Source organism: Bifidobacterium rousetti (assembly GCF_008698235.1).
Classification (GTDB): domain Bacteria; phylum Actinomycetota; class Actinomycetes; order Actinomycetales; family Bifidobacteriaceae; genus Bifidobacterium; species Bifidobacterium rousetti.
Genome location: NZ_PEBH01000006.1, coordinates 46,653 through 61,275 on the forward strand (window position 1 = coordinate 46,653; position 14,623 = coordinate 61,275).

A 14,623-nucleotide genomic window follows, 5' to 3' on the forward strand; every position below is an offset into this window, starting at 1 on the left:
TCCGATCCTATAGGATCGGGCGATTTCGCGCCCGCAAACCGGCCCGATACGTCCGATACTACGGGATCGGGCGCCGAGCCGGGTTGGGGGCGCGGGGTAGGCGGGGCTGGGGTTGGGGTTGGGGTGATGCGTGGGTGGGTGGGGTGAGGCCGGTGGGGCGCCGGGGTCACTTGGCGAGGAACAGGGCCGCGATCACGACGCACACGATCGCGCCGGGGAACACGGCCGTGAAGCCGAGCGACGCCGCGACCTGCGAGCCGACCACAATGGCGAGCTCGCCGCCGAGCACGCCGATCGTCAGGCCCAAGGGCCTTGCGAGCGCGTACGTGCCGAGGTCGCGGCCGGCGTCGCGCGGATCGGGCAGCGCGTCGACGACCAGCGGCTGGATGAACGCGTCGTAGAGGCCGGAGGCGAGTCCGGTGATGAACGAGAAGATCATGAGGCTTTTCTCGCCGCCGATCTGCACGATCGCAAGGCCCACGGCGAGGCCGATCGCGTACAGCGCGCACGCCGCGACCACGGCCGCGCGCGAGCCCCGCCACCACGGGCCGAAGCCCTCGGCGAACTTGTCGGTGATCGCGCCGGCGGAGTAGGAGGCGAGCAGGGCGCCGGCGAGGGAGGCGAGCGCGAGCATCGCGATGAGCAGGCCGGAGGGCAGGGTGAGCGGCGCGGAGGTGAACATCGGCTCACCGCCGTACACCGTGTATCGCACGACGTACCACAGGTAGACGGTGGTCATCGCGACGGCGGCGGTCATGAACGTGCGCGAGCAGAACAGTCTGCGGAACGGCTTGTAGGCGGCACCGCGCGGCAGGGGACGGGTCGAGGAGAACACCTCGTTCCAGTCGAACGGCGCGCGCGGCTGGTCCACGCTGGACGGCTCCCTCGGCCACACGAGCACGGTCGCGAACCCGGAGACCGCGAACAGCACGGCCGCGCACACGAACGGCGCGTAGGACCCGAACGCGATCGCGAGGCCCGCGACCACGCCGCCGGCCGCCTGACCGGCGATCACGCCGATCGCGTTCCAGCGTTCGATCACGTCGCGGAACTTGTCGGGCACGCGCTCGGACAGGGCCGAGGCGAGGGGCGCGACCAGTCCTGCGTAGGCGAACTGCAGGGCGATCCAGAATATGACGATGCCGGCGAGATTGCCGACGGCGCCCACGGCCAGTGTGATCAGCGCCGAGAGGATTCCGGCGCCGACGAGCCACGGGGCGCGGCGGCCGATCGGCGTGCGGGTGCGATCGGAGAGCGCCGAGACGATCGGTCCGAAGAACACGGAGAACACCGCGCCGATCACGACGACCAGGGGAAGGCTCTGCACGAGCGTAAACATGGACTGTCCGGGTCCCATGCCCGGGGCGTTGAGCCCTCCGACGGCGGTATCGAGGGCGGTATCGACGCCGTAGACGCGGGCGATGTGGGAGGGGATCGCGACGAGGTTCAGCGCGGCCCACGGCGCGGTGATGAGGAAGGAGCCGACCGCGAAGCCCCACTTGAGGCGGTTCACGTCGATCGCGGAGGGGCGCTGGCCGTCGGCGGAGACCATCGGGTCGCGCATGTCGAGGAAGGACGACGCGTAGTCGGGCACGGCCGTGTCGACCGTGGACGCCGCGGCGACGGTCGCCATGCCGTCGGCGGCGAGTCGGGCGGCCTGCGTGCCCGGCTGCTCGGCCGACGCCTCCGGCGCCTGACGCTTCGGGTCGGAGGCCAGCCGCTGGACCGCGGCCTTGTCCTCGGGACTCAACGCCTTGTCGTAATCGGGCCTGTCGTCGATGCCCGGACGCACATATGGCTTCAGCATGGCCGCTCACCGTTCCTTTCCTTGTCTTCTCCTTGCCTTCCCATTGTAGTTCGGGGGGATGGTAGCGCGGAAGCCGGCCGGCATCGCACGTCGGCATCGCGCGGCGTCCCGCACCGGCATCGCACGACGTCGCGTCATCTATTTTTCAGAAAGCTTTCAGGAACAGGCAAGACAACGCACACGATTGCCGACGTACTGTCTTACTGTTGAACTGTTGCATCGCCGAATCCACCGATGACCACCGATGACCCGCCGTGATGTTGGCGCTGGGTTTGGCTGTGAGCAGAGAGTCGTCTAGGGAACCTAGGGAACTGGAGAAGTAACGCATGTTCGTTCTCACCAACGCCTGGCGCGCGGTCACGCGCGGCTGGGCGATCTCAGCGCTGACCGTGGTGGTCGCGCTCCTCGTCTCGTTCGGCACCATCGCCTCGCTCGCGATCCTGCAGGAGGATTCCGACGCGCACGGCGCCGACTACAACGCGCAGACCCCGAACGCCGTGCTGCGCCCCACCGCGAAGACCGCGGCCGCGATGAAGGCCGACGACGCCAAGTCGAGCACGTCGAAGTACCTGAAGTTCACCGACTACAACCCGTACGCGATCGCCGCGCAGGAGAAGAGCGTGTCGTTCACGTACTCCTTCACCGAGACGCTGCCCGTGCGCCAGAGCGACACGATCAAGGCGATCCCCGGCTCGTCCGACGTCTCCGCCGACAAGACCGGCGGCGAGTTCCAGCTGCGCAGCTTCTACGACGCGAAGGCCGCGAAGGCCAATGATTACGGCACGTACAAGCTGGTCGACGGCAAGGGCCTCGTCTTCACCGACACGAAGGCCATCGGCGCGCTGATCTCGAAGTCCGTCGCCGACAAGAACGGCCTCAAGGTGGGCGACACGTTCAAGGTGGGCGACCCGACCGACACCTCGAAGACGTACGAGTTCAAGGTGCGCGGCATCTACGAGTACACGGGCGAGGCCACTGCCGACGGAATCACCTCGGACGGCTCGGCGACGCTCGCCAAGGAGAACCGCGAGAACGTGATCTACACGGCCTACGCCACCGCCTACACGTTCGGACTCGACCCCGACTCCCCCAAGGCGGACACCTGGTCCGTGCCTGACCTCAACGTGATCTTCGACTTCACCGACGTCGACACGTACAACCAGTTCGTCAAGCTCGCCAAGAAGGCGAAGCTGCCCGACGGCTACGAGATCACCTCGCCGTCGATGGCCGCGTACGAACAGTCGATCCAGCCGCTCGACTCCCTGGCCGGCAAGGTCCGCCCGGCCGCGTGGGCGATCGCGATCGGCGGCGTCGTGGTGCTGCTCGCGCTGACGATCGCCCGCACATGGTTCGGCCGCACCGACGAGATCGGCCTCGCGTTCGTCTCCGGCGTGGGCAAGGGCCGCCTCGGCTGGCAGTTCATGGTCGAGACGTTCATGCTCACCGTCATCCCGATCGCGATCGGACTGGTCGCCGGTGGCTTCGGCGTCAAGTCGATCGGTGCCGCGCTGGCCGGCGGTCACGCGACGCCCGTCACCTCCACAATCGTGTGGACACTGGTCTGGAACTCGCTGGGACTGGTGGTCGTGCTGGCGATCGTCGCGATGCTGAGGGTCGCGACGTTCAACTACGCGAAGCTGTTCGCGCCGGTCACGTACGACGACGCCGTCGTGAGCGACTTCGGCGCGGGTGATTCCGCCACCAACAAGGAGGCGAAGGCATGAGCGGCAAGGACGACGAGATGAACAGCGACACCAGCAACGTGGAGGATGAGATGACCGACAAGACCGATCAGCAGCCGGACGACAGGCCGGAGACGGACGCGGACGAGACCGCGACCCCCGAGGTGTCGTTCAGCTTCACGTTCGACGACGATGACGACGTGTCCGCGGACCTCGTCGAGGACACCGAGGCGTCCGATACTACGGGATCGGACGAAAACCGGGGCGGAATGGGCTCTGAAACGTCCGATACTACGGGATCGGACGGCAATGAGGGCTCCGCGGGCCGGGAAACGTCCGATACTACGGGATCGGACGCGGACGACGAGTCGGACGCAGACGATGAGTCGGACACGCCGACCGAGACCAGCGCGGCGGCAACCGAGGCGAACGCGCGTCGCGTCAACGAGACGATGGCGCTGGCGGGCGACGTGATGGCGAACGGCCAGCACGGCGACCCGAACGAGCTGCGTCACGCCGAGGAAGTGAGCGAGTCGGCGGTCTACAGTCAGGTCGCGGATCGCGTGCTCCTGAAGTCGTACCCGAACTTCTCGCTCAACCACGCGACGACCACGAACCACAAGTCCGGCCGTCATGTGCTGGACAACACGTCGATGGCGTTCTACGCGGGCGAGCTGTACGCGGTGCGCGTGCTGCCCGATGAGGACGACGCCGAGCAGCGCGTCACGCTGATGGAGGTGTTCGGCGGGTTCCAGACGCCGACCTCCGGTTCCGCGATGACGAAGAGCTCGAACCTGGTCGAGCTGGAGGTCGGCGAGCTGCGCGGTCACCGGCTGGGCATCGTCCCGCAGCGGTTCGCGGTCCGCGGCGACCTCGACGCGGAGTCGAACGTGCTGTACGCGATGAACGCGTCCGGGCGCACGTACCTGAAGCCGAAGCCGATCGCGGCGCGCGAGTTCCTCGCGAAGGTCGGGTTCGGCGAGGCGACGAACGGACGGAAGGTGCGCGATCTGCCGCTGGTCGAGCAGCGCCGCGTGGCGATCGCGCGCGCGATCAGCTGCGAGGCGGACGTGCTGATCCTCGACGAGCCGACCAAGGGGCTGGGCCTGTCCGATGCACGCTCGATTCTGGACCTGATCGTCTCGATCGCGCACGGCCGCGACCCGAAGCGCGCGGTCATCATCGTGACCGCCTCCGACGAGGTCGCCGACCGCGCCGACAAGGTCTACTCGCTCGCCAACTGAGCTGATCAGTTCGGCCAGTTCGGCCAGTTCGCCCGGTGGCGGCCGTCAGATGACGATCATGTGGTATTCGGCGGCCATCGGGCGGACGTCGAAAACGCCGTACTGGTCGAGGAGCTCAAGCCAACGACGGCGGTTCTCCTCGCCGAACTTCGCGGCGCGGCGCGTGTATGCCTCGGCGGAGACGAACTTGGGCGGCAGGGACTTGCTGTTGTACTTGTCGGCCACCATCACGGTCTCCTGCTCGAGGTTGACCGGCACGTAGTCGGCGGGCGGCAGGGGCAGTCCCTGACGCTCCACATCCTCGCGGGTCAGCCCGACGCCGGTGTGATTGCGCGCGAACTGGGCGATCGACTCGTCGACCCCGTTCTCGAGCAGGTATTCGTAGCCGAGCAGACCGTGCTTGATGTACTGCTTGCCGTTGAACTTGAGCGGCTCGTCGTCGTTGCCGTCGTGCTTGAAGACGCGGTAGGTGCCGATGTCGTGCAGGAGGCCGCCGATCGTGACGAGCCGCTCGTCGATCAGACGCGGGGGCACGCGGCCGCCGGTGATGTCGTCGGACGGCGGGACGGCGAAGTCGAGCTGCGGGATGGCGGTAACGGCGGCTGCGGCCGAGGCGTCGGCGTTGTCGTTGTCGGCGGCAGGAGCGAGCGTCAGCAGGGACGCGCCGGCGGAATCGGCGTTGCGATCCAGCTCGGGAGCGCCGTCCGGCAGGGTGCAGCGTCGCATGAACAGGGCGTTCTGGCGATGCGCGAGGGCGCGGGCGATGCGCGAGACGATCACGCAGTGTGTGTGCACGAGGCGGTACGCGGCCTCGGACGGGGCGATCTTATGGTGCAGCTCGTCGATCTGCTCAAGTGTGGGGATCATGAGCCCCATTGTAGAGCGAACCGCTAGATCGAGCGGATGGACCACTCGCCGGTGCGGTTCGAGGCGACGATCATCTGGTCGTTGCCGAGCTCGGCCCAGCCGTCGGCCTCGGTCTGCTCGAACCCGGAGGAGGCGACGACGATGCCGGCCGGGGCGCCGGTCTCGTCGGTCAGCGCGCGATAACGCATCACACGGTAGTCGGCCGCCTTCGCACCCTGGCCGTACTCGTCGTAGATCTCGACGATACGCGACGACGTGCGCTCGCGTCCGGCGGCGTTCAGCGCGATGAACTGATCCTGCGACTGGATCATGCAGTTGTAGCTGGAGCGCGGGTACATCTGACGCAGCTCGCGCACGGCCTGGGCGAGCGCCTCGTCGAGCTCGTAGCCGAAGCCGAGGTACTCGAGGATCACGGCGAAGAAGATCGCGGAGTCGGAGCGTCCGCCGGTCGACAGGTACACGCTGTTGCTGACCGGATACTGGTCGTTGGTCGTGATGTTGCGGCCGTGGGAGTCGGAGATGTCGCCGTTGTGAATGAAGCTCAGTCCGTTGGTGAAGAACGGCTGCTGGTTCTCGAGGATCAGCGGCAGATTCGAGGAGGCGAGACGCAGGTGCCACAGGGCGCCACGCGCCGGCTCGGAGGCGAGTTCGGGGAACACCGGGTCGAGTCGGGCGGCGACGGTGGTCTTGTAGAGCTTGGTGCCGGTCTCGGGCGCGGGGGCGCCGCCGTCCTCGGTGCCGGGGGTCTCGACCGGCTCGTACAGCATCGAACAACCCCAGCCGTCGTTGTGGATCTCGCTCATCTCGCGGTATTCCACGACGTTTTCCGTGCCAAGGATAGCGTTGAGGCTGAGGTTGAACCCGGCTGTAGCGTATCCCAGTAATCTGCACATGATTGGCTAGATTAATGCGGATATCTCACGACGCGCGGCACCGGGTATAAGCGTTGGTTATAGGGTGGGCGTCCTCACTTCACCGGGGTGGACCCGGGTGATCTATCATGGCGATTATGGAGCATGTCGATCGGGAGCATGGCAGGGGCACGGTGCCGATAGCGGACGTCTACGCACAGATCCGCGAGTTCGCCGCGGCGTGCGACGCCCGCGAGGTGATCCTGTTCGGGTCCCGCGCGAGGGGCATGAACCGGCCTAAAAGCGACATCGATCTGGCCGTGCGCGGATGCCGGCGGTTCGACGAGCTGAATCGTCACCTTCAGGACGATCTGTGGTCGCTGCTCAAGGTGGACGTCATCAACCTTGACGAGCCTGTGACCGAAGAGCTGAGGCGGGAGATCGCCGCGTCCGGAAAGGTGCTGTATGAAAAAGTATGAGAACTACGCATCGGCCTTGCGATCCCTGCGCAAGGCTCCGCAGCAGGACCTGTCCAACGAGTTCGTGCAGAGCGGCGTCATCGACAAGTTTGAATTGCAGTTCGAACTCGGCTGGAAGCTGTTCAAGGTTCTTCTGGCGTACGAGGGCGATCCCGTCGCGGCTTCCGGCTCGCCCCGCGACGTACTGAAAACCGCCTTCCAGTACTACGACTTCATGGACGAGGGACTTTGGCTTCGTATGCTGCGCGCCCGCAACGATTCGGCTCACATCTACGACGCGGACAAGGCGCTGCGTCTGGTCGACGACATCATCCGTGATTACATTCCCGAGTTCGAGCGCGTGGAAAGCGGATTGACGCAGCGGTACGGCGACATGCTGATGAGCTGAGATGCTGTATCAATACGCAGATGCCGCCGTGCGGACGGGGTCACGCATGGCGGCATCTGGTTGATTTGAGTTGATTTCAGTCGATGTTGAGTGGTGCGATCACTCGCCGCCGTGGCGGGCGCGGGTCGCGGCCGGAGCGACGGTCACGGCGGAGGCGGCCGGCAGATGGGTCAGGGTGTGCCAGACCACGGCGATCTGCACGAACAGCAGGCCGAAGGCGAACAGCAGCGGCAGGTGGATGGTCATCCAGTTCACGGCCGGCACGCGGTCGATGAACAGGACGAACGGCACCAGCAGCGGCCACAGGGCGGCGTCACGCACCTCTCCGCCACGGGACAGCGCGATCAGGGAGACCAGCGCGACGACGAGCACGAGGAGCGCGAACAGGAGCCCGAAACGGCCCTCCGGCTTCGCGATCACGTTGACGACGAGCATCAGCACGGCGAACACGAGCTGGCCGAGGAACGCGAGCGCGGCGACGCCAGCCGCGGGGGTGGCGGCGCGGGAGGCACGGGCGGATGCTGCGGATGCTGCGGGATCAGAGTCGGACGCCGCACCGGACGCGGGCAGGAACGCGGCGAGCAGGAGCAGGCCGACGGCCCACACGACACCCGGAATCACCCACCACAGCAGTCGATCGCCACGCCACCAGGCCAGCGGCATCAACACGTCGGACGCCACGGCGGCCAACACGACACCCACGAACGCCACAGGCGACTTCAGCAGCGCCTGCACACCATCACCGATACGCATAAGTAACTTCTTTCCCCTTGGAACCGTACACCGCTCTGACCGCCGGCGGGGCTGGCTGGCAACGCCGGGACGCCCGTCGCGCCGGAATCATGCGGAACACCGTATGTTATGAACCTCAACGACTATACAACAGCATGTTCCTGTCGGTTCCGGAGGAATCAGGGATGTCGGGCGATGATGGGGTGGCATTCGGGGGTATTCGCCCGATACTGTGCGAGCCACCGTGCGGACCGCTGAGCGAGCCACTGAGCGAGCCACTGTGCAAGACACTGTGCAAGACACTGTGCGGAGGCCACCGTGCGGGGCGACCGTGCGAGACACCATGCGAGCAAACGTCTTTTGAGCCCGATGAGTCGTCGGCTCAGCCTTGCCGCACATAAGGGGGTTTCGGCCCGTCAGGATATTCGCGAGACATTCCCGTCAGCAGCCTGCATACATCTCTCCCTGATCGCGATTCCGCGAGAGAAACCGGTTACCACCACGCACGCACCTCTCGTCAGCCTCTGCCCCCGCGAGACGTTCCCGTCACCATCCCACGCACACCTCTTGCGATCCCCGCCTCAGTGAGAGAAACCGGTCACCATCCCACGCACACCTCCCGCCAGCCTCTGTCTCCGCGAGACGTTCCCGTCACCGCCCCGCACACGCCTCTCACTGGGAGTGCTCCAGAGAGACGAACACGGCACCAACCAACACGCGCCTCTCGCCGATACAACCAAGAAGGCCCCGGCACCGTGCGAATCGCACGGAAACCGAGGCCTGATGGAACCCGATGCTGCGGGTTACCTGGCGGTGAAGGCGGTGCCTTCGTCACGCCAACCATGCATCACCAGCACACCACGCTCGTTCGCACTTGTGGTCAGCAGGTGATCGCCGTTGCCCGGGTTGTACAGGCGATGCACCTTCGCGGCGGAATCATCGGAACCATCCGACGACTCAGGCACGTAGAACGCGACACCCTCGTAATTCCACTTGGCCCTGATCAGCACGTCACGCTCCTTGACGGACGTCGTGAACAGATGCTTGCCACCCGGGTTGTACAGACGGTACACAGGCGTGCCGTAATCGACCATCGTGAACCCGATGCCCTCGTCACGCCACTGGCCCGACTTGATCAGCGCGTTGTACTCGTTCTCGCTCGACACGTAGAAGTGCTCGCCGCTACGCGGGTTGTACAGGCGATGCACCTTGATGTCAGAGATGACGACCGTCACCTCGAACGAGGTCGCCTTCGTCGGGTCGGAGTTCAGGGTGATGAACACCTTCACCTTGCCCGGCTTGGAGGTGTCAAGAGTCACCGTGTACTGGTCGGGGGTGAGGGTGCTGCCACGGTACTTGACCACCATGCCGGTGGCGTCGAACTGCTCGCCGATCTTGTACTCGAGCTTGTTCGGCTTGGTCGTCACCTCGGGGCTGGACGGGTAGACCACGGTGCCGCCACCGTTACCACCGTTACCGCCGTTCGACGTGAACGTCACGTACAGGGTCAGGTTGTCCGTCACCTTGGTGGAGGGATCGAACAGCTTGTAGTCATTACCAACCTTGACGTACACCCTAGTGGTGTAACCGTCCTTGGACGGGATGTTCGCAACAGTTCCGTTCTCGGCGACTACCTCGAAACCCTCCAGCTCATCGGTGCCGACGATACGGTAGGTCACGCCGTAGAACAGCGTGGAATCGCCACTGGCGCCGGCGAAGGGAACCGTTTTCTTGCCGAACTTGTTCTCATCGGCGTGCTCCCCGCCAAAGATGAACGGGGACTTCTCGGAGACCTTGATGCCACCGTTGTCAACAACAGCGGTATCGCTGTTGAACGTGTTGCCCGTGATGGTGATGTTCTCCTGAAGGGCCGTCTTCTTACCTTGCTGGAAGATCTGTGTACGGAACAGAACACCCATGCGGCCAGCTCCGAACTCATTGCCGGAGAGGGTGATGCCGGTGGTGCCACCCCAGAAATCAATCAGTAGGTCAGTATAATTGTCCTCTCCCACGGCAAGCTTGTTGCCGGTGACAGTGACACCACTAACACCGAGTCGAGGTTCAGCAGCAGTGTCGTAAGTGGCGAGGAACCGGGTCTTGTTGAGCTTCGCCGCACCAAGCATGGTGTTATTTGAGATCACCGTGTTGATGACGCCGGCTTCCGTGCCAGAGTTGACCTCGTTAGTCAGCAAGACTCCGTAATGATAGCCACTATCTCCATCAGCCATATCGAACGTATTGCCGGAGATCACGGTACCCTCGACCTTTTCACCGGAATTGGTCTGAACATTCACGCCCACGGCTCTGCCGGACGTAATCTTGGCGTCAGCAGTGATCGTGAAGGTGTTACCGGTCACCTGCACGCGGTCAGCAGCACTGATCATCACACTAGACGAGAAATTCGTAACCTTGGTCGTGCTGTTGAGGATGAAGTGCACGTTCGTGATTTGAGTTCCCGTGGCCTGTGCACCCAAAACAAGCTGGCCGTTGAGGGAATATCCACGGCCATCAAGCGTGATCGTCTTACCAACTGTCAGCACACTACTCAGCGTGACATTCGACAGAAGTGTGACCGTATCACCGTTCTGTGCGGCATTGATCGCCTCTGCGAGAGTCGCGTACGGAGTGATCACGCCATCCTTGCCGGGGACGCCCGCGGCGATGTTCGGGTTGTTGGTGTTGCCGTTATCCGGTTTGGAGAACGTCAAACCATCGTCAGTCACACCGTTGCCGAGGTTGTAGCCGAACGTCGTGCCCTTGAACGTGTTGTCGCCGACAGTCACCTTATCGCTCTTCGTGTTCTGACCGGTGGCGACACCGCTACCGAGGGCCTGACGCAGGTTAGTGAACGAGTTGCCGGTGAACGTCATGTTCTGCACGCCCTGCACATAGGCGCCGTATGCGGAACCCTTGGATTCGGCATCAGCGGTGACGGTGTTTCCCGTGACCGTGAGGTTGGTCACGCCATAGCCATTCGCAGTGTTGCCGAGCGCGGACAGCAGCATGACCATGCCTTTATCGTTAGCCGCACCGGTGACATTCAACTTGTTGTTCGTAATCGCAACTTCGTTGATGGTCGGGTTGCCCTGAATGTTGACCGCCCTGCGTTCATGGTTGCTTTGCGGCACGGAGAAGTTGAACGTGTTGCCATCGATGGTGGCACGCGCAGATCCCTGAGCCAAGAACACGCCATTATAGGTCTTTTTAGCGGCATTCTCGGCGACGCCGAACGTGTTGTTCTTAACAACGACACCGCCAGCTCCCTGAATGGACACGCTGGTGGTGGTTCCATTCGTGCCGTCCAACGAGAAGGTCATGCCGGTGATCGTGACAGCGCCATGCGCCGTCATCGTGCCGGAATACACAGCGCCTTCCGCGGCGGTCACCGTGTAGTTCTCGACTCCTTGGGCGACATCCACGTTCTCGGACGTGCTCTTGGTTAACGTCACCGTTTCACCGGTCTTGACGGCGGCCAAAGCCTTGCGGAATGACTCGTAGGGCGTGATGGTCGTGCCGTCGGCGGATGTCACCGTAGCGACGTCGGTGGCGGCGGCGTCCTCGCCCTGGTTGGTGTCGCCGGCGGCGGTGTTGCCATTGTTGGCATCGCCCGCGGTCGTGTTATCCGCGTTGCCGGTCTCACCGGTGCCCGTGGTCTTATCGGCCGTGGCGTCGGCCTTATCGGACGTGTTACCCGCCTCGGTCGTCTGCGACGTCGTCGTCTGCGCCTTGTCGGCGGTCACCGACGTCGTCGCCGCGTTGGCGGCCGGCGCGACGGCCAGCGAGCCCAGCGTGCAGGCGGCGGCGAGCAGCGCGACCAGACGACGCTCGTTGGAATGATCCTGATTCGCCATTCCGAACCCCTTGTCTCTAGGAAACCAGACCCTGACGATCTGGTTCTTTCCTCTAGAAATACCCTCTTCTCTCGACGATGAATCCCCTCCAAACAGGGGTAAATCTTACTGAAAACCGGCGACTCGCACGCTCGCGGCCACGGCTTCATACACCCCAAAACGAAGATCGCCTCCGCGACGAAGAATCGTTACGGAGGCGATCTGGGAGACCTATAAGAATTCGCAGGCGACCTACTTCACCGCCGGGATGTTGGCGGTGATGGGTTCGTCGCGGTCGATACGCTCGGTGCGCTTCAGGCGCGGCGGGCGACGGGTCGAGACGAACAGCGGCTGCACCTCGACCAGCGGGTTGTACGGCGCCAGACCGAACCACTTGACCGGCGAGCCGGCCACATGGCGGATCGCGTACTTGACCGACAGCGACAGCGCGCCGCGCGCGGAGACCTTCGACTCCGGCATCAGCGCCTTGTGGATCAGCACGTAGCGGATCGTGCCGATGTTCGGGTCGGCGTCCACCTTCGGGTAGATCGACTTCTGCTGCGGCAGCTCCCCCGTCTTCGACAGGTCGTGCATGATCTGATGCAGGTACGCCGGGATCGACTGCGACACCTTGAATCCCAAGCGGATACGCACGCGGAACAGGAAGTTCGTGCCGAAGTTCTCGACCTCGTACTCGCGCGTGAACGGCTCGTCGGTGGTCTCGACGCTCACCGCCCACCATGCGCGGGCGCGCTTCGGGTGATCGGCGAAGATCGAGAAGAAGATGTCCGTGTCGAGCCTCTTCATGATGTTATCGGAGGTCAGGTAGACGATGTTGTCCGCGAAATACGGAATACGGAAATCGCCATGCAGCTTCTCGAGCGTGGGCAGGAAGTCCTGACGCTGCATGTGACGCCGTTGCGCGCGTTCCAGTTTCGTGCCTTCGTTCCATGTGTACATGATGAACAGGATCGCGATGGTTAGCAGCATCGTGAACCAGCCGCCGTGCAGGAACTTCGCCATCGACGCGATGAAGAACATCGCCTGGATCGCGAGGAAGATCAGGAGGAACACGATCGCGCCGAGGCGGTGGTGGTCGTACCAGATGTACACGGCGAGCAGCACGGTCGTCGTGATCATCGTGATCGTCAGCGCGAGACCGTACGCGGCGGAGATGTGCTCGGAGTCCTTGAACAGGGCGAGCACGAGCAGGGTGGCGACGCACAGCACGCCGTTGATGACCGGGATGTACAGCTGGCCGCGCGTGCGGGCCGGGTAGCGCACCTGAAGATGCGGCATCCAGTTGAGTCGTGTGGCTTCGGAGACCATCGTGAACGCGCCGGTGATCAACGCCTGCGAGGCGATCACGCCCGCGGTGACCGACAGGATCACGGCGAGGTATCGCACGTTCGGGGTCATCATCTGGAAGAACGGGTTGAGCGTCTTCATCGTGCTGTACTCGGGGTTGCGGTTGTTCGCGAGGATCCACGCGCCCTGGCCGAAGTAGTTGAACACGAGGGCGATCTTGATGAACGGCCAGGTGAAGTAGATGTTGCCGCGCCCCACATGGCCCATGTCGGAGTAGAGGGCCTCGGCGCCGGTGGTCGACAGGAACACCGTGCCCATCAGGGCGATGCCGGCCGCGTTGTGCGGGCTGAACAGGAACTTGATGCCGTACACCGGGTTGAGGGCCGCGAACACGGTCCAGTCGTTCGACAGGTTCACGATGCCGACGATCGCGAGGAAGCTGAACCAGATGAGCACCATCGAGCCGAACACCTTGCCGATCGACTCGGTGCCTCGCGACTGCACCATGAACAGCACGACGATGATCACGACGGTGATCATCAGGGTCAGGCTCGGGTTCTCGTCGAACAGCCCTTCGAGCGGCGGCAGGGTCTGCAGACCCTCGACCGCGGAGCTGATCGACACGGCTGGTGTCAGCACCGAATCGGCGAGGAACGCGGCGCCGCCGACCATCGCGGGGATCGCCAGCCACGCGCCGCGACGACGGATCAGCGAGTACAGGGCGAAGATGCCGCCCTCGCCGTTGTTGTCGATGCGCATCGCGATGAGCACGTACTTGACGGTGGTAATCAGCGTGATCGACCAGAACACGAGCGACAGCATGCCGAGCACGGCCTCGCGGTCGGCGTTGCCGATGCCGCCCTGGCCGGACAGGAACGTCTGCGCGGTGTAGAGGGGCGAGGTACCGATGTCGCCGTAGACGACGCCAAGCGCGACGATCGCCATGCCCCACGTGACCTTGTCCGGACCGGACTGCAATCGCGCCCACCAGCGGCCGAAGCGGCCGCGCGCGGCAGTGTTGGCGAGCTTCTCGGCCTCCTTGTTCTTGGCCTCAGCCTGCTTGACGAGTTCCTGACGCTCCTCCCTGGTGAGCGTGCGTCGGGAGACCTTCGGCGCGTTGGTGAAGGTGTCGGCCCGCAGCAGGGCCTCCTTCTCCTGACGCGCCTTGGCCGCGGCGGCCTTCTCCGCGGACTTGACCGCGGGGGCCGTGGCCGGGGCGGGCGCGGCCGGCGCGGATTGCGACTGCGCGGCCTGCCCGACCTGCGACTGCGCGGAATCGGGCGCAGTATTGACGTTTTGCGCGCCGCCGCTGACTTTTCGAGCGCGTTCGGGCCTCTGATTCGACTCAGCCATACGTTCGGTCCTCCACCGGTCTCAGCGCGGGACCAACTGCAACCCGCGATCTTCCTTACTTCCCGTCGGACGATTATTCGAC

Annotated in this window: 10 protein-coding genes; 4 read left to right on the forward strand and 6 right to left on the reverse strand. The window is 64.4% G+C overall.

Going from position 1 to position 14,623, the window contains the following annotated elements; genetic code table 11:
• Nucleotides 1-166 precede the first annotated feature (166 nt).
• Nucleotides 167-1,807: an MFS transporter gene (locus tag CSQ85_RS07330; protein WP_150383518.1), complete on the reverse strand. Its 1,641-nt coding sequence runs from the start codon at nt 1,805-1,807 to the stop codon at nt 167-169.
• Between the two features lie 326 nt (nt 1,808-2,133).
• Between CSQ85_RS07330 and CSQ85_RS07335 the strand changes: the two genes are divergently transcribed.
• Both CSQ85_RS07335 and CSQ85_RS13070 read left to right on the forward strand, forming a co-directional pair.
• Nucleotides 2,134-3,531 carry an ABC transporter permease gene (locus CSQ85_RS07335; RefSeq protein ID WP_150383519.1) on the forward strand — a complete coding sequence of 466 codons (1,398 nt, stop codon included), beginning with the start codon at nt 2,134-2,136 and terminating at the stop codon, nt 3,529-3,531.
• Nucleotides 3,528-4,733 carry an ATP-binding cassette domain-containing protein gene (locus tag CSQ85_RS13070; protein ID WP_190972945.1) on the forward strand — a complete coding sequence of 402 codons (1,206 nt, stop codon included), beginning with the start codon at nt 3,528-3,530 and terminating at the stop codon, nt 4,731-4,733. The genes CSQ85_RS07335 and CSQ85_RS13070 overlap by 4 nt, the downstream gene beginning before the upstream one ends.
• 45 nt (nt 4,734-4,778) lie before the next feature.
• Here CSQ85_RS13070 and CSQ85_RS07345 read toward each other — a convergent pair whose 3' ends face one another.
• Both CSQ85_RS07345 and CSQ85_RS07350 read right to left on the reverse strand, forming a co-directional pair.
• Entirely contained in the window at nt 4,779-5,609 is an 831-nt protein-coding gene (locus CSQ85_RS07345) for an HD domain-containing protein (protein WP_150383520.1), read from the reverse strand.
• A 14-nt stretch (nt 5,610-5,623) separates the two neighbouring features.
• Nucleotides 5,624-6,493: a class II glutamine amidotransferase gene (locus CSQ85_RS07350; RefSeq protein WP_107042599.1), complete on the reverse strand. Its 870-nt coding sequence runs from the start codon at nt 6,491-6,493 to the stop codon at nt 5,624-5,626.
• A gap of 116 nt (nt 6,494-6,609) precedes the next feature.
• Between CSQ85_RS07350 and CSQ85_RS07355 the strand changes: the two genes are divergently transcribed.
• On the forward strand, nt 6,610-6,930 hold the full coding sequence (locus CSQ85_RS07355; RefSeq protein ID WP_150383521.1) for a nucleotidyltransferase family protein: 321 nt from the start codon (nt 6,610-6,612) through the stop codon (nt 6,928-6,930).
• Nucleotides 6,917-7,318, forward strand: coding sequence for an HI0074 family nucleotidyltransferase substrate-binding subunit (locus CSQ85_RS07360; protein ID WP_150383522.1), 402 nt, complete (start codon nt 6,917-6,919; stop codon nt 7,316-7,318). Before CSQ85_RS07355 ends, CSQ85_RS07360 begins: the two co-directional genes overlap by 14 nt.
• Before the next feature lie 99 nt (nt 7,319-7,417).
• Here CSQ85_RS07360 and CSQ85_RS07365 read toward each other — a convergent pair whose 3' ends face one another.
• From CSQ85_RS07365 to CSQ85_RS07380, 3 genes are all read right to left on the reverse strand, one after another.
• A complete protein-coding gene (locus tag CSQ85_RS07365; RefSeq protein WP_150383523.1) occupies nt 7,418-8,071 on the reverse strand; it encodes a hypothetical protein in 654 nt (217 codons plus the stop codon).
• Between the two features lie 782 nt (nt 8,072-8,853).
• The gene (locus CSQ85_RS07375) at nt 8,854-11,901 is read right to left on the reverse strand and encodes a bacterial Ig-like domain-containing protein (RefSeq protein ID WP_150383524.1); all 3,048 of its coding nucleotides are present in this window, start codon (nt 11,899-11,901) and stop codon (nt 8,854-8,856) included.
• Between the two features lie 231 nt (nt 11,902-12,132).
• Complete coding sequence (locus tag CSQ85_RS07380; protein ID WP_190972946.1) at nt 12,133-14,541, reverse strand: KUP/HAK/KT family potassium transporter; 2,409 nt, start codon at nt 14,539-14,541, stop codon at nt 12,133-12,135.
• Between the last annotated feature and the right edge of the window lie 82 nt (nt 14,542-14,623).

Bases quoted from the DNA above. Each gene is read 5' to 3' on its own strand.
- CSQ85_RS07350 (WP_107042599.1), bottom strand. From the start codon at position 6,493: ATGTGCAGATTACTGGGATACGCTACAGCCGGGTTCAACCTCAGCCTC.
- CSQ85_RS07360 (WP_150383522.1), top strand. From the start codon at position 6,917: ATGAAAAAGTATGAGAACTACGCATCGGCCTTGCGATCCCTGCGCAAG.
- CSQ85_RS07355 (WP_150383521.1), top strand. From the start codon at position 6,610: ATGGAGCATGTCGATCGGGAGCATGGCAGGGGCACGGTGCCGATAGCG.
- CSQ85_RS07375 (WP_150383524.1), bottom strand. From the start codon at position 11,901: ATGGCGAATCAGGATCATTCCAACGAGCGTCGTCTGGTCGCGCTGCTC.
- CSQ85_RS07335 (WP_150383519.1), top strand. From the start codon at position 2,134: ATGTTCGTTCTCACCAACGCCTGGCGCGCGGTCACGCGCGGCTGGGCG.
- CSQ85_RS07365 (WP_150383523.1), bottom strand. From the start codon at position 8,071: ATGCGTATCGGTGATGGTGTGCAGGCGCTGCTGAAGTCGCCTGTGGCG.
- CSQ85_RS07330 (WP_150383518.1), bottom strand. From the start codon at position 1,807: ATGCTGAAGCCATATGTGCGTCCGGGCATCGACGACAGGCCCGATTAC.
- CSQ85_RS13070 (WP_190972945.1), top strand. From the start codon at position 3,528: ATGAGCGGCAAGGACGACGAGATGAACAGCGACACCAGCAACGTGGAG.
- CSQ85_RS07380 (WP_190972946.1), bottom strand. From the start codon at position 14,541: ATGGCTGAGTCGAATCAGAGGCCCGAACGCGCTCGAAAAGTCAGCGGC.
- CSQ85_RS07345 (WP_150383520.1), bottom strand. From the start codon at position 5,609: ATGGGGCTCATGATCCCCACACTTGAGCAGATCGACGAGCTGCACCAT.